Origin of the sequence: Ruegeria sp. HKCCD7221 (assembly GCF_013031225.1) — a bacterium.
In the GTDB taxonomy this organism is placed as follows: domain Bacteria; phylum Pseudomonadota; class Alphaproteobacteria; order Rhodobacterales; family Rhodobacteraceae; genus Ruegeria.
Genome location: NZ_WPZE01000001.1, coordinates 68837 through 88158, shown reverse-complemented (window position 1 = coordinate 88158; position 19322 = coordinate 68837). Strand labels below are relative to the sequence as shown.

The window sequence follows — 19322 nt, the reverse complement described above, 5'->3', positions numbered from 1 at the left end:
GGGATTTTGCTATTTGGGACGGGAATGGGCGGCTTATCCGGGGCGAATCCCCTAGGCTCACCCAAAGAACTAACGAAAAGGCCGGACCATGGACCGCAAACTCCTCCTCATCATTCTTGACGGTGTACCGTGGCGCAATTTCCGCCGCTTGTTCGGCAATCTTGAGGGCTGGGTCGAGAGTGGTGAGTCGCGGGTCTGGAAGCTGCGTTCGGTGCTGCCATCGACCTCGGCCAGTTGCTATGCCTCGATCCACACGGGCGTCACTCCACAGGAACATGGGTGCACCGGCAACGGCAATGTCTTCCGCCTGAGTCACAAGGACGTGTTCAGTCAGGTGCGCGAGGCCGGGGGCATCACCGGGGCCGTCACCCACAGCTATTGGTCGCAATTCTTCAACCGCCACCCGTTCGATTACGTGCGCGACGTTGAATATGATGAACCGGACAGCAAGACGATCAATCATGGTCGGTTTCACACCATGACCGGCTATGGCAAGGCCAACCAGATGACGCCCTGCGACGTAGACCTATTTGCCCAGCTCACCAACATGTGCCTGCGCTTCGGGCTGGATTACGGCATCCTGCACACCTGCACGCTGGACAGCATGGGACATCGCTTTTTCCATGAAAGCGAGGAAATGGACCACGCCTGTTTTGTCATGGACGAGATGCTGGCCCCTTTCATCCTCCGTTGGCGGCAACTGGGATACGAGGTGATCGTCACGGCCGACCATGGCCAAGATGAACGTGGCCACCACGGAGGCCGCAGCCCATTGCAGCAGGAAACGGCGCTGTATTATTTCGGCGATGCAGAAGGCCCCGAGGCGGATGTGGTCATCGACCAGCTTCAACTTGCCCCTACGATCCTGACCCGGATGGGCGCGCCCGTGGCCGAGACCATGAAGGCGCAGCCATTCCTCAAGTAATCAGTCATAAGGCCATATCTGCTGACCCAGCGCTTCGATCGCCACGGATATCCGCTCAAAACTGTCCACGGCACGCTTGACCGAAGTTCGCGCCCGTAGATAGCCGTGCACCAGCCCCGCTTCGTTGATGCAGTGTGCTTTGCCGCCGGCCTCGGTGATCCGGGCGCAATAGTCTGGCCCGTCATCGCGCAACGGATCGCAGTCTGCCGTTACGACCACAGTCGGCGGCAGGTTTGAGAAATCGCTATCGTGCAACGGAGCATAGGTCGGATCATCCTGCGGCGCTGGTCCGCCGCACCGCACCTTTTCATAGAAGACTATATCCTCCAGCGTCAAAAGCGGCGCATGGGCATGTTCAAGATACGACCCCTTCGACCGGTCCCCGCCCAGACCGGGATAGATCAGCACCTGCCCCAGAATCATATCCAAACGTCCGCGCGCATAATGAGCGACAGCCGCTGCCAGATTCCCTCCGGCGCTGTCTCCGGCCAGTACCAGCGCATCCCCGAATTCCGTTGCAGCCCAATTCATTGCAGTCCAGGCGTCCTGAAATTGGGCGGGATGAACATGTTCCGGGCACAGCCGGTAATCCACTGAGACAACCCGATAACCAGTTTGCGCGCAAATCTCGGCGCAAACATCATCGTGGCTGTCCAAGCCGCCTACGACAAAGCCGCCCCCATGCAGGTATACTACCGTTCGTGTGGGATCGCCTGCAGCATAGACGCGAACAGGCACGCCGTCGGCATGCCTGTCTTCTGTTTCTACCCCCGCGGGACGCGGTTGGCGAAAGTCCTGACACATCGCGTCATAGACGCGGCGCTGGTCGTCAATCGACAGCTCGACCGCGTCATCGGGATAGCTTTCGGCGGTACGTCTTATGAACGCCCAGGTTTCTTCGTCAATCAGGCGTTCATAATCCATGTCCCCTCCGCGATCAGACAGCCCATTCCCATGGCTGGGTGAAAGAGCCCAGCACTTTGCTGACATCGTCGTCCGAGGAACCGTTCGCGTCAAGCTGTGCAACCAGCCCCCGCTTTTTGTCGTCAATCACCGAGACAACGCGGGCATCGACGCCTGCTTTTTCCAGCGCGCCGTTATAGATACGTGTGATTGCCTGTTTGCGCAGTTCGGGTTTGAACACCTTGCCAACTGCGGTCTTGGGAAGCTCGTCCAGAATGGTCATGTGCTTGGGCTGCGCCGCACGTTCGTGAACATGGACGTCGCAATATTCCAACAGCTCCTTTTCGGTAACCGAGGCGCCCTCGACTAGTTCGACAAAGGCACAGGGTACCTCTCCCGCATAGGCATCGGGCTGTCCAATGGCACCGGCAAAGGCAACGGCATCATGTCCCAGCAGCGCCTCTTCGATTTCGGCGGGGTCGATATTGTGACCGCCACGGATGATCAGGTCCTTGGCGCGGCCTGTGATCCACAGATAACCGTCCTCGTCGAAACGACCCAGATCGCCGGTGCGCAGATATGTGTCAAAGTGGTAAAGATCCACGTTCTTGTCGGCTTCGGTATAGGTGTTGCCGGCATAGACACCTGGGTTCGAGATACAGATCTCACCGATCTCGTTAGGGGCGGCTTCCGCTGGCCCATCCTGTCCATCGTTCAGGATTTTGACATCCGTATAGGGGAACGGAATCCCGATCGAACCGATCTTCTTCTCTCCATCTGTCGGGTTACAGGACACCAGACAAGTCGCCTCGGTCAGGCCATAACCTTCGATGATGGTCACACCGGTCGCTTCCTCGAAGCGGCGGAACAGCTCTACTGGCAGCGGGGCCGAGCCCGAGAACGCAGTTTTCACGGTCGAGATATCGGCATCCACCGGGCGCTGCATCTTTGCGGCAATCGCGGTGGGCACGGTAATGATGAACGTGACTTTCCAACGCTCGATCAGTTTCCAGAAATTGTCGAACACGCCGTCGCCGCGATATCCGGCAGGTGTCGGGAACACCACATGCGCACCCGAAGACACAGCGGACATCATGATCACGTGAACCGCAAACACGTGGAACATCGGCAATGGACACATCACCACGTCCTTGTCCGTAAACAGCAGCGTGCCGCCCAGCCAGCCATTGTAAATCAGGCCAGAATACTTGTGCTGCGCCACCTTCGGCATACCCGTGGTTCCGCCGGTGTGGAAATAGCAGGCGACGCGGTCTTCCTTGCTGTCCTCGAAGGTCAGGGTCGTGGGCTGCTTTGCCAACTCTTTGTTGAAATTTTTATAGTTCGCGTGGGCCAGATGTTCCTTGTCGCCCATCTTGGGGCGCAGGAACGGAACCAGCCATGATTTGGGAGGCGTCAGATAACGGTTCAGGTCAATTTCAAGAATGGTGTTGACCTTGGGCGCATGGCGCACGGCCTCTTCGACCTTTTGCGCCACATCCGTCTTGGGAAAAGACTTCAGCGTGACAACAACCTTGGCACCGGTTTCGCGCAAAATGGCCGCGATCTGTTCGGGTTCCAACAGCGGGTTGATCGGGTTCACGATCCCTGCCACTGCACCACCCATCATGGTGATCAGCGTCTCGTTACAATTGGGCAGGATATAGGCCACCACATCCTTTTCACCCACACCCAACGAGCGGAACAGGTTCGCCGCCTGATTGACCTTTCCAAGCAATTCAGACCACGTCAGCGTTTCGGCCTTGTCCGTAGGACCGGACATAAGTTGAAAACTGATCGCGTTGTTATTGGGAAACTTACCCGCAGTCCGGGACAGCAGTTGGTGGAATGTGACCGGAACGTCCCGATCCTCCCACGGCATTTCCTGCTCCAGTTTTAGCTTGTCTTCCACTCCGACAAAGGCCATGCGGCACCTCCCTGATTGCTTCCCGCGTCACGCACGGGTTTTAAGTCCACCGTAGGATGGAAGCAAAACCGTGTACGCGCAAGCAGGCGCATAGCCAAAAAATGTGCAATTAAGCAGCGTGACGCAGCGGAGTGTTCAATACTGCCCCGACGTCATTTTATTCTGCGGCGACTCCATCAGTAAACTGCAGCCGCGCCAAACGCGCGTAAAGCCCGTCCTGGGCGACCAGATCATCATGGGTACCCTGCGCCACGATCTGCCCAGCTTCCATCACAATGATCCGATCTGCCTTTTTGACCGTTGCCAAGCGGTGGGCCACGATCAACGTCGTCCGACCCGCGCGCATCTGATCGACCGCCCCCTGAACCGCACGCTCACTTTCGGCATCCAGCGCCGAGGTTGCCTCGTCCAGCAACAGAACTGGCGCATCTCGCAGGATTGCCCGCGCGATGGCAATACGCTGTTTCTGCCCCCCTGACAGCATCACACCCCGTTCGCCAACGAAACTGTCATATCCTTCCGGGAGGGCCGAGATGAAGTCATGCGCAGCGGCAGCACGGGCAGCAGATTCCACTTCCGCGTCAGAAGCGTCCAGACGCCCAAAGCGAATGTTTTCCCGCGCTGATGCCGCGAAAATGATCGGGTCTTGCGGCACAAGGGCCATGTGACTGCGAAAATCACTCCTGTCCAGATCGCGCAAGTCGACACCATCAAGGCTGACACGGCCCGAATCCGGATCGTAAAAACGCTGGATCATTTGAATGACCGTCGTCTTCCCAGCACCCGACGGCCCCACGAACGCAACAGTTTCACCGGGTTTGACCGAAAGGGACAGGCGATCCAGCGCGACGACATCGGGTCGCGCAGGATAGTGGAATGTAACCTGATCAAAGTTGATCTCGCCCTGCACAGGCGTCGGCAAGTGAGAGGCGGATATGGGGTCGGTCACGGTGTCCTGCGCGTTCAGCAATTCAACCAAACGCTCGGTCGCACCAGCCGCGCGCTGCAATTCGCTCCAGATCTCGGATAGGGCGGCGACCGAACCCGCCATTATGATCGAGTAGATAACGAACTGAATCAGAACGCCTTCCGTCATCACACCATTACGAACGTCATTCGCCCCCATCCACAACACCCCGACAATGCCGGAGAACACCAGAAAGATCACAATCACGGTCAGCACGGCGCGCGTGCGAATACGGCGCAGCGACACGACATATGAGGTCTCAGTCATTTCACCAAACTGCTGGCGACTGGCCTGTTCATAGGTGAAGGCCTGCACGGTCTGAACAGCCGTCAGTGCCTCGCCTGCATTACCGGATGAGGCGGCGATCCAATCCTGATTTTCGCGGCTTATCACCCGCAGACGACGGCCCAGCACCAGAATCGGAACCACGACCAGCGGGATCAACAGCAACACCATTCCCGTCAGCTTGGCCGAGGTCAAAAGCATCAGGACCAGCCCACCGAAAAACATCAGCATGTTCCGCAGAGCGATGGAAACCGATGAACCGATTACGGACTGAATCAGCGTCGTGTCCGTCGTAATTCGGCTTAGGACTTCCCCCGTCATGATACGTTCATAGAACTCGGGGCTCATCCCGATTACCCGGTCGAAAACCGCCTTGCGAATATCCGCCACCACGCGTTCGCCCAACTTGGTAACCAGCGCATAGCGGATGCCCGTCCCGACAGCCAGAACAGCGGCAATTGCAAGCGCGGCAAGAAAATACCAGTCAAGCAGCTCGCCATCTTCGATCCGAAAATTGTCAACTACACGACGCACCGCCAGGGGCAAGGTCAAGGTCATGCTGGCCGTCAAAACCAAAGCAAGCCCTGCCCCGGCCATGAGCAATCGGTAGGGTTTCATAAAGGGCCACAAAGACCCAAGAACGCCTATCTTCCGTGAGCGCGCACGCTCTTCAGTCGCGCTGGGGGCGGAATTTCCTGCGGGCTTGGCGGCGTCGGATCTTGCCATGTCTGGGCCTTATATCGTGTTCGCACTTGGGTGAACGCTTCTTGACCGCAGGAAGAGTTGGGGTCAAGCAAAGCACCAGATTTTGGGCCTTCACAGGGCCTTTTGACGCAGAGATTTGGGCTGATTTGGAGCGGGCGGCGGGAATCGAACCCGCTTCATCAGCTTGGAAGGCTGAGGTAATAGCCAGTATACGACGCCCGCTCAGCGGAGGTCGGTTTAAGCGATGCGCAAGGTGCCGTCAAGCGCAGTTCTTGGGCTGATTTCGATTTCATCCGATATAGGTTCAATCGGGTCATCCATGCCGGGGTGGGCCCGGAAATCGGACTGGGCCGGGCGATGTTGATCAATCCCGCTGCGGCAGCCAATCACAAGAATCCAGCGTGGCCGAGATACGGATCATCGACGCATACCGAAGCTGCTGCGCACCAGAATGCGCGATCAATTGCGATGGATAGGACGTCGCCGCAGCCAAAGCTTGCGGCAAGGGTACACCAACCTGCGTGACCAAAACGCGAATGGCCGTCGTCAAATCCAAGTCTGCACCGGCCAATGTGCCATCCTCAAGCGTGAGTTTCCCGTTTGTCCGCGTGATCCTGCGGCCCTCCAACTCGAACGCGGTCAGGTCGGTGCCCGCAACAGCCATCGCGTCACTGACAAGGAATATCTGCCCCGGAGACGTCTTGGCTGCCCATGCAGCCCGCATGACTTCGGGATGCACGTGAATTCCATCAGCGATCAAACCGGCGGAAAGCCCGCCATTTGCCAGCGCAGCCCCCACCAGACCGGGTTCGCGGTTTCCAAGCTGGCTCATGGCGTTGAACAAATGCGTCACGCACCGCGCACCAGCCGCCGCATAACGCTGACACGTCGCGAAATCCGCATCGCTATGACCCAGAGATACCAGCACCCCAGCGTCATGGAGCACGGCGACTTGCCGCTCGGTCACGGCCTCGGGCGCAACCGTGACCATCAGACAGGGCAGCGCGTCTGCCGCGGCGATCAGCGCGGCCAAATCCGTGTCGTCCATTGGCCGGATCAGATCCGCGTCATGGGCGCCTTTGCGCGCTACCGACAAGTGAGGCCCCTCCAGATGCAGCCCGGCCACACCCGATACACCTTCGCGAACCGCCTGCACGGTCGCTGCAATTGCTGCCTGCGTTTTCTCTGCCGTATCCGTAATCAATGTGGGCAACAGCGACACAACGCCCAAACGCCGGTGAGCCGCCGCAATGCGTTGAACAGTCTGGACCGAGGGGTTGTCATTGAACATGATCCCATCGCCGCCATTGACTTGCAGGTCGCAATAGCCGGGGCTTAGAATATCGCCATTCAGGTCGACAACTTCACCACCAACGGCATCAGACTCGGGCCGGATTTCACCTTCCTCCCCATCCCGGAAGGTGATCGCGTGGTCATACAGCAAACGGTTACCGTCGAAGATGGGACCGTTACGGAAGGTTACCGTGTTATTTGTCATACCGTCTCAGTCACTTTCTTCAGATGCCGCGGCGCATCGGGGTCAATCCCGCGGGCGCTGGCCACGGATTCAACCATGCCATAGAAAGCGGTGATCGCGGTGATCGGGTCGGTGATCCAATGGCCGGTCTTGACGACCGGAAGCGGGCCGGCCTGCGTGACTTTTTCCGTAGTTGCAAAGACAGCCGCGCCCTTCCCTGCCAATGCATCGGCGGCTTCAGCCGTTGCTTGCTCGGCCGCGTCACTTGCGGCGAACACGATAGCTGGGAAACCTTCCTCTACGATCGAGACCGGCCCATGCAGAACTTCGGCCACCGAATAGCTTTCGGCGTGGATCTGACAAGTTTCCTTGATCTTCAACGCTGCCTCGCTGGAGATTGCAAAAGAAGGGCCCCGCCCAAGGGTAAACAACGATCTACCCGTGATGGTGTCAGCCGCGGCAGACCAATCGCAACGAGCGGCCTTTTCAAGCAACGGCGGCAAGGCATGTATGGCCTTCAAAAGATCTGCATCACGCTTGACCTCTGCCAGCAGCCAAAGCCCGGCAACCAGCGACGTCACGAAGGTTTTGGTGGCCGCTACACTCAACTCGGGCCCGGCGTGCAGGGGAAGGACCGCACCGGCGACCTCGGCCAAACGAGAGTTGATGTTGTTGGTGATCGCGACCGTAGCAGCACCTGACCTACCCAACGAGCGCGCAAGGTCCACAATATCCGGGCTTTGCCCGGACTGCGAAACGGACAGGCAGACCGCGCCTTTTGCCTGCAACTCAACCCCGTAGATCGAACTGACCGATGGCCCGACCGAAGCGACGGGAAGGTTCAGCAACAGCTCGCTGGCATATTTGATGTAGCTGCACGCGTGATCAGACGATCCGCGCGCCACCGTGATCAGAAAGCGCGGATCAGCCTCGCGGAAAACCTGAGCGGCATTCAGGATGTCCTGCGCGCCTTGGGACAGTAACCTGTCAACCGCTGCGGGGATTTCCAGAATCTCTTGGCGCATTTTCGAAGTAGTTTCTGACATGAACTTCCGGTCCTTCCGGTTACAACCGTAGCTCGGCCACAAAGTCGTAGGCGTCACCGCGATACAACGACCGGGTCAGTTCTGCGACCCGCCCGTTCTTGAGAAATGAGATGCGCTCGATATTCAAACCGGCAGCACCTTCGGGAACTTCCAGCAACTCAGCCTCGCGCGCAGCAAGGTTGAGTGCCGAGATTTTTTGAACCGCCCGCACCGGACGACGCCCCAGACCTTCGAGAACTTCGTAGAGTGAAGTTGTCACCTCAATCGGATTAGGCAGGATATCCAAAGGCAACGCCGCGCGTTCAAGCGCAAGGGGGCGACCATCGGCCTCTCGCAATCGGTAGATGCGGGCAATTTGTTCACCCTCCGACAGGTTCAGCGCACTGATTTCTTCGGCAGTCGGTGCGAAAACTCCGCGCTCAAGCCATTTGGACGCGGTTTTCATACCACGGGTCGACATATCCTCGGTGAACGATGTTAGGTGGGTCAAAGATTGTTCGACCTTTGGAACGCGTTCGCGAATAAAAGAACCCGACCCCTGTCGCTGCTCAATAACGCCTTCCTGCACAAGCTCTTGAATCGCCTTGCGCACAGTGACCCGAGACAAGTCGGTGATTTCCACCAATTCACGTTCGGACGGCAACGACGAATTGGGGGCAAGCACACCCTTGTCGATCCCTTCCTGCAACCTGCGTCGCAGTTGAACGTATCGCGGGCCGTTTTCGGGCGAAAGCCACAGGTCTGCACGCAGGAAATCAGTTATGCTCATGCTGAATCTCCTTCGCCAATTCCAATGCTCCGACCAAAGGTTCCGCCAAAGGGGCAAGCACGGCAGACTGCATCTCCGGTGGCAAGTAATCTGCGTAATGCGACGCGATCCCTCCTGTGAGGCAAAACGCCTGATCCGGACGCCAGCCCAATTTCGCTGCCATCGACGCTATGTAATCGCCCCCTGCCTGCATGATCCGCTTGGCGATCGCATCGTTTCCACGCGCAGCCGCAGTCACCTCGGGCGCGAGCGCGCCGAATTGGTCAGGCGTTGCAGTCCCGGCAAAGCCGACAATACCGGCCGTACCGTCGAAGCGATCCAACAGCTTGCGCGTCAAGCCGGTTTCCTCCTCGACCCCGTCCATCACATTCAATGTCTCGGCCAGGGCGCGGCGACCAACCCACTGAGCCGAGGCTTCGTCACCCAAAACAGGCCCCCACCCCCCCGCAAACCGCATTTCTCCATCCATCTGCGCCGCAAGAAACGATCCCGTGCCGCAATGTGCAATCAAACCGTCCTGCGCGCCCAAGGCACCGCGCAGGGCCGCAGGTCGGTCGTCCTTAATTCGTGCCTGCGCCAATCCCAAAGACACGCGCAATCGGGACGCTATCCCGGCGTCCGTCACGCCGGCCAGCCCAACGAAGGACGGCCAGTGCAGCATGTCATCCGTTCTGCAGCCCACACTTTTGGCCAACCGTTCAAATCCGATGTTGATCTGCTTAATCGCGCCCTCAAAATCGCTCGAAACATTGGCTGGTCCGGTTTCTACCGAATGGACGGCACCATCCATGTCACAGGCAACACGGCACCGCGTTCCACCCCCATCAACCGCCAAAACGGCACTATTTCGAGACTCAGTCATAACAATACCATTATAATACCTATTGCCGTCAGGAAAGACAAAAATAGGCCAATTTGAACCAATTCTCATTTTCCTTTGTAGATTTTCCCATTTTTCCGAGCGTGGGAAGAAAATTATAGACAAGTGGTATTAAATAGGTATTGTAAGGAAAACCAATGGGGGATTCTCTTGACGCTGCCGTCGACTGAACAACTGCATCAAGAAGCTACGCGGCTTGACCGCAGCGACCTGACGCGGTCTGCCCGCCTTTTGGCTTCGGGGCAGGTTGCTGCTGCAAGCACCGCGCTTGAGGCGGTGGACGCCATAGCAGGCGGAGCGGAATCAATGGCAAATACCATTCGTTCTGGCGGCGTGATCCATTACATCGCTGCGGGCTCTTCTGGCCTGATGGCCGCTGCCGACGCGCAAGAGCTTGGGGGCACCTTCTCGATCCCTGCAAGCCAGTTGCGGATTCACATGGCGGGTGGCTTGCCGACCGGCGTGGAAATGCCCGGCGCTGCAGAAGATGAAGACGAAGGCCTCAGAAATGACCTGCAAGACCTTCAGGCCAAAGACACAGTTATCGCGGTGTCAGCCAGCGGTTCCACGCCTTACACATTAGCGGCCTGTGAAATCGCCAGGGAAAAAGGGGCCACCGTCATCGGCATCGCCAACAATGCGCAAAGTCCGCTGCTGGAAGGCGCCGACGTCCCGATCCTTTTGGCTACACCGCCAGAGCTGATTTCCGGATCAACCCGCATGGGTGCAGGAACGGCGCAGAAGATCGCCTTGAACATGCTGTCTTCGCTGATGGCGCTGGAACTTGGTCACGTTTATCGGGGCATGATGGTCAACCTGCGTGCTGATAATGACAAGCTGCGCGCTCGGGCCGCTGGCATCGTTACACGGATCGCCGAAGTGGATACGGACACGGCACAATCCGCTTTGGAAACGGCTGACGGCGACGTTAAACCCGCCATTCTGATCGCAGCGCGCGGCCTGTCTCTGGCAGAAGCAACAGAACGACTGAACGCGACAAACGGCATCCTGAGCACCGCATTGGAAATATAAAACAACTGCTAACCAACTGGGAGAATACAATGAAACGCAAAAGCCTGAAACTTGCCCTATTGGGCACAACGCTTATGGCCACTTCGGCCTTGGCCGAGGACGTGACGCTGACCATCGAAAGCTGGCGCAACGACGACCTGACGCTGTGGCAGGAAAAGATCATCCCGGCATTCGAAGCCGCCAATCCGGGCATCAAGGTGAACTTCACGCCCTCTGCCCCCGCGGAATACAACGCGGTTCTGAACGCAAAACTGGAAGCTGGCTCTGCGGGCGATCTCATTACCTGCCGCCCCTTCGACACGTCGCTTTTGCTGTTTGAAAACGGAAACCTGGCGGATCTGAGCGATCTGGGTGCGATGGACAACTTTTCGGATGTAGCGAAATCCGCATGGCAGAATGATGACGGCTCCGCCACGTTCTGCGTGCCGATGGCTTCGGTGATCCACGGGTTCATCTACAACAAAGACGCTTTTGCCGAGTTGGGTGTCGACGTTCCCACGACGGAAGACGAGTTCTTTGCCGCTTTGGACAAGTTCAAGGAAGACGGCACCTATATTCCGATGGCGATGGGGACCAACGACCAGTGGGAAGCCGCCACGATGGGCTACCAGAATATCGGCCCTAACTACTGGAAGGGCGAAGAAGGTCGTCTGGCGCTGATATCGGGCGAGCAGTCCTTGACCGATCCGCAGTGGGTCGAGCCGTATGAGACCATTGCGCGCTGGAAAGACTATCTGGGCGACGGGTTTGAGGCACAGACCTACCCCGACAGCCAAAACATCTTTACCCTTGGACGCGCCGCGATTTATCCGGCCGGTTCGTGGGAGATTTCGGGCTTCAACGCACAGGCCGATTTCGAAATGGGCGCGTTCAAGCCCCCGGTCCGTAATGCGGGCGACGAATGCTACATCTCCGACCACACGGACATTGCGATGGGTCTCAACGCAGCGTCGGAGAATGCCGAAGCAGCGCGCACCTTCCTTGACTGGATGGGCACGTCGGAATTCGCCACGATCTATGCCAACGCTCTGCCGGGCTTCTTCTCACTGTCGAGCCACGACATCGCGATGGAAGATCCGCTGGCGCAGGAATTTGTAAGCTGGCGGAATGACTGCGGCTCGACAATCCGGTCTACCTATCAGATCCTGTCGCGCGGCACGCCGAACCTTGAGAACGAAACCTGGAACGCTGCGGCTCAGGTCGTCAAAGGCGCGGAAAGCCCCGCCGATGCAGGCGCACGGCTGCAAGAGGGTCTGGCCTCGTGGTACGCACCGCATCAGTAAGCTGACACATACCCGGGCGGAACTGTTCGCCCGGGTACACCCTTTACTCCTTTGAAAGCTGATCCATGAACCGCCCCCGCTTCCGCTGGCATATCGTTGTATTTCTGGCACCTGCCGTGCTGGTTTATACGGCGGTGATGATCTTCCCACTGTTCAACACGCTGCGTCTGGCGCTGTATACAGAGATTGATCAAAGCCGTGTGTTCGTTGGATTGCAGAACTTTCAAACCCTGTTTTTCGACCCCATCTGGTCCGAGCAGTTCTGGAACGCCTTAGGCAACAATTTCTGGTTCTTCCTGATCCATATGTTGGTCCAGAACCCCATCGGGATCGCACTGGCCGCGCTGCTTAGCCACCCGCGCCTGCGCTTCTCGGCGCTGTACCGGTCGGCAATTTTCATCCCGACGATCCTGAGCTTTGTGATCGTTGGCTTTGCGTGGAAGCTGATCCTGTCGCCCATCTGGGGCATCGCACCTTCGATGCTGGATGCCGTGGGCCTGAAATCCCTGTTCGCACCGTGGTTGGGGAAAGAGGAATACGCCCTGACCACACTGGCGCTGATCTCGGTCTGGCAATTTGTGGGCATCCCGATGATGCTGATCTATGCTGCCCTGCTGACCATCCCCGAAGAAATTCTTGAGGCCGGAGAGATTGACGGCATCACCGGCGCCTCGGCCTTTTGGAAAATCAAGCTGCCGCTGATCCTGCCGTCGATCGGGATCATCTCGATCCTGACTTTCGTAGGCAACTTCAACGCGTTCGATCTGATCTATGCCGCGCAGGGCGCGCTGGCCGGGCCGGATTTCTCGACCGATATTCTGGGTACCTTCATGTACCGCACCTTCTTTGGCTTCCAGTTGCAACTGGGCGACCCGCATATGGGGTCGGCCATCGCCGGGGCCATGTTCGCGATCATCCTTGTGGGCGTCTGTATTTACCTCTTCGGCATCCAGACCCGGATGCGCCGATACCAGATGTGAGGGGGCTGAAATGAACAAAGCACGCCATAACCCGATCAACACCGCCGCAATGCACGGGGCGCTGATCCTCTATACGCTGATCGCCCTGTTCCCGGTCTTTGTAATCCTGATCAACAGCTTCAAATCCCGCCGCGCAATCTTCCGGGAACCACTGGCGCTGCCGAATGCCGATAGTTTTTCGATGATCGGGTATGAGACAGTAATGAAACAGGGGGATTTCTTCCTCTATTTCCAGAATTCGATGATCGTCACCGTGGCGTCGCTGTTCTTTATTCTGCTGTTCGGCGCAATGGCGGCTTATGCGCTGTCGGAATACCAATTCAAGGGCAATTTGGTGATGGGGCTGTATCTGGCGCTGGGGATCATGATCCCGATCCGCATCGGCACCGTGGCAATCCTTGAGATGATGGTGGCGACCGGGTTGGTGAACACGTTGTGGGCGCTGATACTGGTCTACACGGCACAAGGGTTACCGCTGGCGGTGTTCATCCTGTCCGAGTTCATGCGACAGGTCAGTGATGATCTGAAAAACGCAGGGCGCATCGACGGGCTGTCGGAATACACGATCTTTTTCCGGCTGGTGCTGCCTTTGGTCCGGCCCGCGATGGCGACCGTGGCTGTGTTCAACATGATCCCGATCTGGAATGATCTGTGGTTCCCGCTGATCCTTGCCCCGGCCGAAGAGACCAAGACGCTCACACTGGGCAGTCAGGTCTTCATCGGCCAGTTCGTTACGGACTGGAACGCGGTTCTGTCGGCGCTGTCCATGGCGATCCTGCCGGTACTGATCCTCTATGTCATTTTCTCGCGCCAATTGATCCGCGGCATCACTTCAGGAGCTGTCAAATGACCAAAGTTCTGATCGCTGGCCTTGGGAATATGGGCCTGAGCCACGCGCTGGCCCATCATAACCACCCCGACGCACAGATCGTGGGGCTGGTGAATCGGTCGGGCCATGTGGATCACCCCGAACTGGGCCACTACCCCGCCTATTCGGATTTCCAGACCGCGCTGGCCGAGACCAAACCCGATCTGGTGGTCGTCGCCACCTATTCCGACAGCCACGCCGATTTCGCCTGCGCCGCGATGGAGGCAGGCGCGCATGTCTTTGTAGAAAAACCGCTGGCCACCAATGTCGCCGATGCGCGGCGCGTGGTGGAAACCGCCACACGGCTGAACCGAAAGCTGGTCGTGGGCTATATCCTCCGCCATCACCCCTCGTGGATGCGCCTGATCTCCGAAGCGCGCGATTTGGGCGGGCCTTACGTGTTCCGCCTGAACCTGAACCAGCAATCCTCGGGTTCCGAGTGGGAGACGCATAAGGCGCTGATGCAGACCACCTCGCCCATCGTGGATTGCGGTGTGCATTATGTGGATGTGATGTGCCAGATCACTGATGCACAGCCGGTCCGTGTGCATGGCATGGGCCTGCGCCTGTCTGATGAGATCGCCGAGGACATGTATAACTACGGCCAGTTTCAGGTGATCTTCGACGACGGATCGGTCGGCTGGTACGAGGCCGGATGGGGCCCGATGATGTCCGAGACTGCGTTTTTCGTAAAAGACATTGTCTCGCCCAACGGCTCGGTCTCGATCACCGACGGCAACAAGGGCGCTTCGGCGGATGTCGACGGGCACACCAAGGTTGGTGGCCTGCTAATCCACACGCCGGGCGGCGACCGTACCGTCGACATGCCGGATGAGCCCGGCCACCAGGAACTGTGTGACGCCGAACAAGCCTTTATGCTGCGCGCTATCGCTGACGATATCGACCTGACGCGCCATATGAATGACGCCGTCCAATCCCTTGCCATTTGTCTGGCCGCCGATGAAAGCATCCGCACCGGCCGGCCCGTTTCGCTCAAGGAGCCTACGACATGACCGCTCTGACCCTGACTAATGTGAACAAGTCCTTTGGCGAGGTTCATGTCCTGAAAGACATCTCGCTTGAGGTGGAGGAAGGCGAGTTCGTCGTTTTCGTCGGCCCCTCGGGCTGCGGCAAGTCCACCCTGCTGCGCGTGATTGCGGGGTTGGAAGATGCATCCTCGGGCGAGATCAATATCGACGGGCAAACCGTCAATCTGGTGCCGCCGTCGAAACGCGGGATCGCGATGGTTTTTCAAAGCTATGCGCTCTACCCCCATCTGAACGTGCGTGGAAACATGACGCTGGCTTTGAAGCAAGAGAAGCAATCCAAAGCGGTGATTGAGGAACGTGTCGCCACTGCCAGCCGGATGCTGAACCTTGAGGAATATCTGGATCGCTACCCCTCGGAACTGTCCGGCGGTCAAAGGCAACGCGTAGCCATCGGGCGCGCTATTGTGCGCGAGCCGAAACTGTTCCTGTTCGATGAACCGCTGTCCAATCTGGACGCCGCCCTACGGATGAACACCCGGATCGAGATCGCAAACCTGCACCGCGCGCTTGATGCTTCGATGATCTATGTCACCCACGACCAGACCGAGGCGATGACGCTGGCCGACAAGATCGTCGTGCTGCGTGACGGGCGGGTTGAGCAGATCGGCACTCCGATGGACTTGTACAACAACCCCGCCAACCAGTTCGTCGCCGGGTTCCTTGGGTCGCCGTCAATGAATTTCTTGCCCGAGGGGTTGTTAGGCGAAGGTCAAAACACCATCGGCATTCGGCCAGAAGACCTGTTTCTGTCGGATGACGGCCCGCTGAAAGCGCGCGTCAGCCATGTCGAAAAGCTGGGCGGCGATACAAACGTTATCGCCAAGGTCAACGACCATTCCGTCACCGTCCGCTTGTTCGGCCAGCACGCGATCAGCGAAGGCGAGGAACTGCGATTCGCTTATACCGCCGACAAAGCTTATCGGTTTGACACCAATGGGCAGCGTTTGCGTTAGGCGCGCCCATTAACACCCCAAAACCTGAAGCGCCTGAACAAGCACCAAAGCTCCAAATTGCGGCGTTTTGGTTGGAATTACGGTGTGGTGGGACATAAATTTCCGGCAATGTCGGCCTGACAGAAGACTGGGCAGACACATTTGCAGGGCCGTTATTCAACTGTCACAATGGGGCTCTAAGTCCATTTCATAGCTATTCATTTACAGCCAGGAGCCACCCCATGAAAGACGCTGATCGCATGCCCCTCTCTGCAGACGATTGGGACGAACTGCACTTTCCGCGCCCCGAGGAAAACGAATTTGACCGAGTCGTCGAAAGCGCCATTTCTCGCCGAGGGTTTCTGGGTGGCGTTCTGGCGTTCGGCTCGGGCGCGGCGGCGATGGGCGCCGGTCTAATGGGGTCGACATCGGCGCAGGCGGTCGAGGCCTCGCGCTTTGCCTTCACCCCTATTCCCGCGCAAACCGACGGGACCGTACATGTGCCCGAAGGGTATGACTGGAAGGTGCTGATGCGCTGGGGCGACCCGCTGTTTTCGGACGCGGATGGCTATGACATCGCCGACGGTGGCCCGGTTGAAAAATCCGACCGTATCTTTGGCGAAAACACCGACGGGATGGAGAGCTTTTCATATCAGGGTCACGAACTGATCGCGATCAACCATGAGTTCCCAAATAACGGCATCAACCTTCCCTCTGCGCAAGAAGGTGTTCCCGCCAACGCAGGCGACGTTCTGAAAATGCAGAACATTCAGGGCGTTACGGTGATGGAGGTCAAGGAGGCTGCTGACGGATGGTCTGTGGTAAAGGACAGCCCGTTCAATCGCCGCATCCACCACAATACGCCTATGAAAATCGTGGGTCCCGCTGCTGGTCACGACCTGTTGAAAACCAAGGCTGACCCTACTGGCACGACGTCGCTGGGCACCATGAACAATTGTGGTGCAGGCAAAACGCCTTGGGGCACCTACCTGACCTGCGAAGAGAATTTTAACGGCTATTTCGGATCGTCCGATGAAACCGCCGTTTACGATAAACCGGTCGCGGACGGATATGCACGCTATGGCGTCAAAGCCAAAAGCTGGAACGGCTACGAACTGTTTGACCCGCGTTTCGACACGTCGAAAAACCCGAATGAACCCCACCGCGTAGGCTGGATCGTGGAAATCGACCCGACCAAACCCGACAGCACACCTGTCAAGCATACCTGTTTGGGCCGCTTCAAGCACGAAAACGCCGAGGTAACTCTGGCCGCGGATGGTCGTGTGGTCGTCTACATGGGCGACGATGAGCGGGGCGAGTACCTGTACAAGTTCGTCTCGAACGGCACCTATCAGCCGGGCGGCGAGACCGAGAGCCTGCTGAACGACGGCACCTTATACGCAGCCAAGTTCGACGACGACCTGTCGGGCGAATGGCTGCCTTTGACGCCCGAAACAACAGACATGGACGCCGCAGAGATTTCGATCTTCACGCGTCTCGCGGCCTCGAAAGTGGGTGCCACGACCATGGACCGCCCCGAATGGGTTGCCTCCAGCCCGGTTGCGGTCGAGGCATATTGCTGCCTGACCAACAACAAGAACCGAGGTATCAAGCCAAACGCCGGTGGTGACGATACGTCGGTCAATGGACCTAACCCGCGTGAGGCCAACAAATACGGTCAGATCGTGCGTTGGCGCCCAAGCAACGACGACCACGCAGCAGATACGTTCGACTGGGATCTCTACGTCATGGCCGGCAACCCAACCGTGCATACGGATGCCTATGCCGGGTCGCCCAATGTCAATGAAGGCAACCTGTTCAATTCGCCGGATGGTATGGTCATCGACACAACCGGATTGATCTGGATTCAGACAGACGGCAATGACAACAACGCCGAGGACTTTGCCGGAAACGGGAACAACCAGATGCTGGTAGGTGATCCGATCACCGGAGAGATCGCGCGCTTTATGACGGGTCCGAATGGGTGCGAAGTCACTGGGCTCGCGTGGTCAACCGACCTGCGGACAATGTTCGTCGGAATTCAACACCCCGGCAGCAATTGGCCCGATGGCGGAACGCCACGGTCTTCGATCATCGCTATCAAGCGGAATGACAACGGCTTGGTCGGCTAATACATCTTTTGGTGGTGCCCTCTTCCGAATACGGGTGAGGGCGCTGTCAGATATCCTCGCCCGGCAAAGCCAACGGCCCGCCGGGGGCCATCAGGTGACGCTCTGACAGCCACGGGTTCAATTCCAAAGCCTGCTGCAGAGCTTTGCGCGCTTCGTCCGTTCGCTGAAGACCAAGTAATGTCAGCGCACGACCGCTGATCGCGGCGACGTGGTTCGGTGACAGCTCAATAGCCCGGTCCAGGTCGGGCAATGCCGCCTGAAAATCCTGCCTCAGATAATGGGCAAAGGCGCGCTGGTTATATCCCTCGGCGTAGGACGGGCAGTACTCGATCAGCTTGTCGAAATCCTCGATCGCGCCCAACAAATCCCATGCATTCCGACGCGTCATACCCCGGTCCAGAACGGCCTGAGCCGTTTCGTCCGGTGCATCCGTCCAGAACTCCCACAATTGATTGGACAGCGCGCGGGCGGCCTGTTCGTTTTCGGCCTGTTGTATCTGCGAGATCAACCCGGTCACTCCAGCAGAATGATCCGGTGCCATGGGGCAATCATCGGCAAAGGCAGCACCCGAGGTTGCGGCAACAAAGGCAGAGGCAAGGAAAAGCTGTTTCATACAGCAATGGTGACGCTTGCTCGGCTTTCGTCAACCCGGCCTTCAGAACGCGCCCGAGACGCCGGTTTCCTTCACCGCCTCCATCGCAACAAAGGTCGACGTGCTGGCCACATGGGGTAACGACGAAATTTTCTCGGCCAGAACGGCGCGATATTCGGACATCGAACCGGTGCGAATTTTCAGAAGATAGTCGAAATTCGATGCAATCATATGGGCTTGCTCAATCTCGGCCACTTTGCGCACCGCCGCATTGAACTCGGCCAATGCCTTTTCGCGAGTATCTGTCAGACGCACCTCGACAAAGGCCACGTGGTCCAGACCAAGGCGGATCGGGTCAAGCAAGGCGCGATATCCGGTGATGATGCCATCGGCCTCAAGTCTCTTCACACGTGCTTGAGTGGGCGATTTCGACAACCCAATCCGCCGCGCAAGGTCAGCGATGGGGATGCGCCCATCCTCAGACAGAATCGTCAGAATTGACTGATCGAACCGATCAAGACCGGGAAAGTCTTTTTGCACTGTGTTCTCCCAAAACTTCAGTCCATTCGCCTT

At 58.0% G+C, this 19322-nt stretch carries 17 protein-coding genes and 1 tRNA gene; 8 read left to right on the top strand and 10 right to left on the bottom strand.

From position 1 onward, the window contains the following. The first annotated feature begins 88 nt into the window (after nt 1-88). Nucleotides 89-925, top strand: a complete 837-nt coding sequence (locus tag GOX73_RS00455; RefSeq protein WP_171122338.1) for an alkaline phosphatase family protein — start codon at nt 89-91, stop codon at nt 923-925. Here the strand turns inward: GOX73_RS00455 and GOX73_RS00450 are convergent, their stop codons facing one another. From GOX73_RS00450 to GOX73_RS00415, 8 genes are all read right to left on the bottom strand, one after another. Then, nucleotides 926-1849 carry an alpha/beta hydrolase gene (locus tag GOX73_RS00450; protein ID WP_171122336.1) on the bottom strand — a complete coding sequence of 308 codons (924 nt, stop codon included), beginning with the start codon at nt 1847-1849 and terminating at the stop codon, nt 926-928. A gap of 13 nt (nt 1850-1862) precedes the next feature. Beyond that, entirely contained in the window at nt 1863-3752 is a 1890-nt protein-coding gene (locus GOX73_RS00445) for an acyl-CoA synthetase (protein WP_171120403.1), read from the bottom strand. Nucleotides 3753-3909: 157 nt separating this feature from the next. Beyond that, nucleotides 3910-5730, bottom strand: a complete 1821-nt coding sequence (locus tag GOX73_RS00440; protein ID WP_171122334.1) for an ABC transporter transmembrane domain-containing protein — start codon at nt 5728-5730, stop codon at nt 3910-3912. A gap of 126 nt (nt 5731-5856) precedes the next feature. Then, nucleotides 5857-5931, bottom strand: a tRNA-Gly gene (locus tag GOX73_RS00435). Between the two features lie 142 nt (nt 5932-6073). Further along, nucleotides 6074-7207, bottom strand: a complete 1134-nt coding sequence (gene nagA, locus GOX73_RS00430; RefSeq protein ID WP_171122332.1) for an N-acetylglucosamine-6-phosphate deacetylase — start codon at nt 7205-7207, stop codon at nt 6074-6076. Next, on the bottom strand, nt 7204-8232 hold the full coding sequence (locus GOX73_RS00425; RefSeq protein ID WP_171122330.1) for an SIS domain-containing protein: 1029 nt from the start codon (nt 8230-8232) through the stop codon (nt 7204-7206). The genes nagA and GOX73_RS00425 overlap by 4 nt, the downstream gene beginning before the upstream one ends. Before the next feature lie 19 nt (nt 8233-8251). Further along, nucleotides 8252-9001, bottom strand: coding sequence for a GntR family transcriptional regulator (locus GOX73_RS00420; protein WP_171120395.1), 750 nt, complete (start codon nt 8999-9001; stop codon nt 8252-8254). After that, complete coding sequence (locus tag GOX73_RS00415; RefSeq protein WP_171122328.1) at nt 8988-9863, bottom strand: BadF/BadG/BcrA/BcrD ATPase family protein; 876 nt, start codon at nt 9861-9863, stop codon at nt 8988-8990. The genes GOX73_RS00420 and GOX73_RS00415 overlap by 14 nt, the downstream gene beginning before the upstream one ends. A 168-nt stretch (nt 9864-10031) precedes the next feature. Here GOX73_RS00415 and GOX73_RS00410 point away from each other — a divergent pair, with 168 nt between their 5' ends. From GOX73_RS00410 to GOX73_RS00380, 7 genes are all read left to right on the top strand, one after another. Beyond that, the gene (locus tag GOX73_RS00410; RefSeq protein WP_171122326.1) at nt 10032-10913 is read left to right on the top strand and encodes an N-acetylmuramic acid 6-phosphate etherase; all 882 of its coding nucleotides are present in this window, start codon (nt 10032-10034) and stop codon (nt 10911-10913) included. A 29-nt stretch (nt 10914-10942) separates the two neighbouring features. Then, complete coding sequence (locus GOX73_RS00405; RefSeq protein WP_171122324.1) at nt 10943-12196, top strand: ABC transporter substrate-binding protein; 1254 nt, start codon at nt 10943-10945, stop codon at nt 12194-12196. Between the two features lie 65 nt (nt 12197-12261). Then, nucleotides 12262-13176 carry a carbohydrate ABC transporter permease gene (locus GOX73_RS00400; protein WP_171120388.1) on the top strand — a complete coding sequence of 305 codons (915 nt, stop codon included), beginning with the start codon at nt 12262-12264 and terminating at the stop codon, nt 13174-13176. A 10-nt stretch (nt 13177-13186) separates the two neighbouring features. After that, nucleotides 13187-14026: a carbohydrate ABC transporter permease gene (locus GOX73_RS00395; RefSeq protein WP_170384640.1), complete on the top strand. Its 840-nt coding sequence runs from the start codon at nt 13187-13189 to the stop codon at nt 14024-14026. Continuing rightward, nucleotides 14023-15057: a Gfo/Idh/MocA family protein gene (locus GOX73_RS00390; RefSeq protein WP_171122322.1), complete on the top strand. Its 1035-nt coding sequence runs from the start codon at nt 14023-14025 to the stop codon at nt 15055-15057. Before GOX73_RS00395 ends, GOX73_RS00390 begins: the two co-directional genes overlap by 4 nt. Next, nucleotides 15054-16046 carry an ABC transporter ATP-binding protein gene (locus tag GOX73_RS00385; protein WP_171122320.1) on the top strand — a complete coding sequence of 331 codons (993 nt, stop codon included), beginning with the start codon at nt 15054-15056 and terminating at the stop codon, nt 16044-16046. Before GOX73_RS00390 ends, GOX73_RS00385 begins: the two co-directional genes overlap by 4 nt. A 221-nt stretch (nt 16047-16267) precedes the next feature. Continuing rightward, nucleotides 16268-18157 (top strand): PhoX family phosphatase, encoded by a 1890-nt coding sequence (locus tag GOX73_RS00380; RefSeq protein WP_171122318.1) that lies wholly within the window; start codon nt 16268-16270, stop codon nt 18155-18157. A 46-nt stretch (nt 18158-18203) separates the two neighbouring features. On the opposite strand, the gene GOX73_RS00375 is transcribed toward GOX73_RS00380, so the two are convergent. Beyond that, nucleotides 18204-18770: a tetratricopeptide repeat protein gene (locus GOX73_RS00375; RefSeq protein ID WP_171122316.1), complete on the bottom strand. Its 567-nt coding sequence runs from the start codon at nt 18768-18770 to the stop codon at nt 18204-18206. A 42-nt stretch (nt 18771-18812) separates the two neighbouring features. Next, the gene (locus GOX73_RS00370; RefSeq protein ID WP_170411303.1) at nt 18813-19289 is read right to left on the bottom strand and encodes an Lrp/AsnC ligand binding domain-containing protein; all 477 of its coding nucleotides are present in this window, start codon (nt 19287-19289) and stop codon (nt 18813-18815) included. Nucleotides 19290-19322 lie beyond the last annotated feature (33 nt).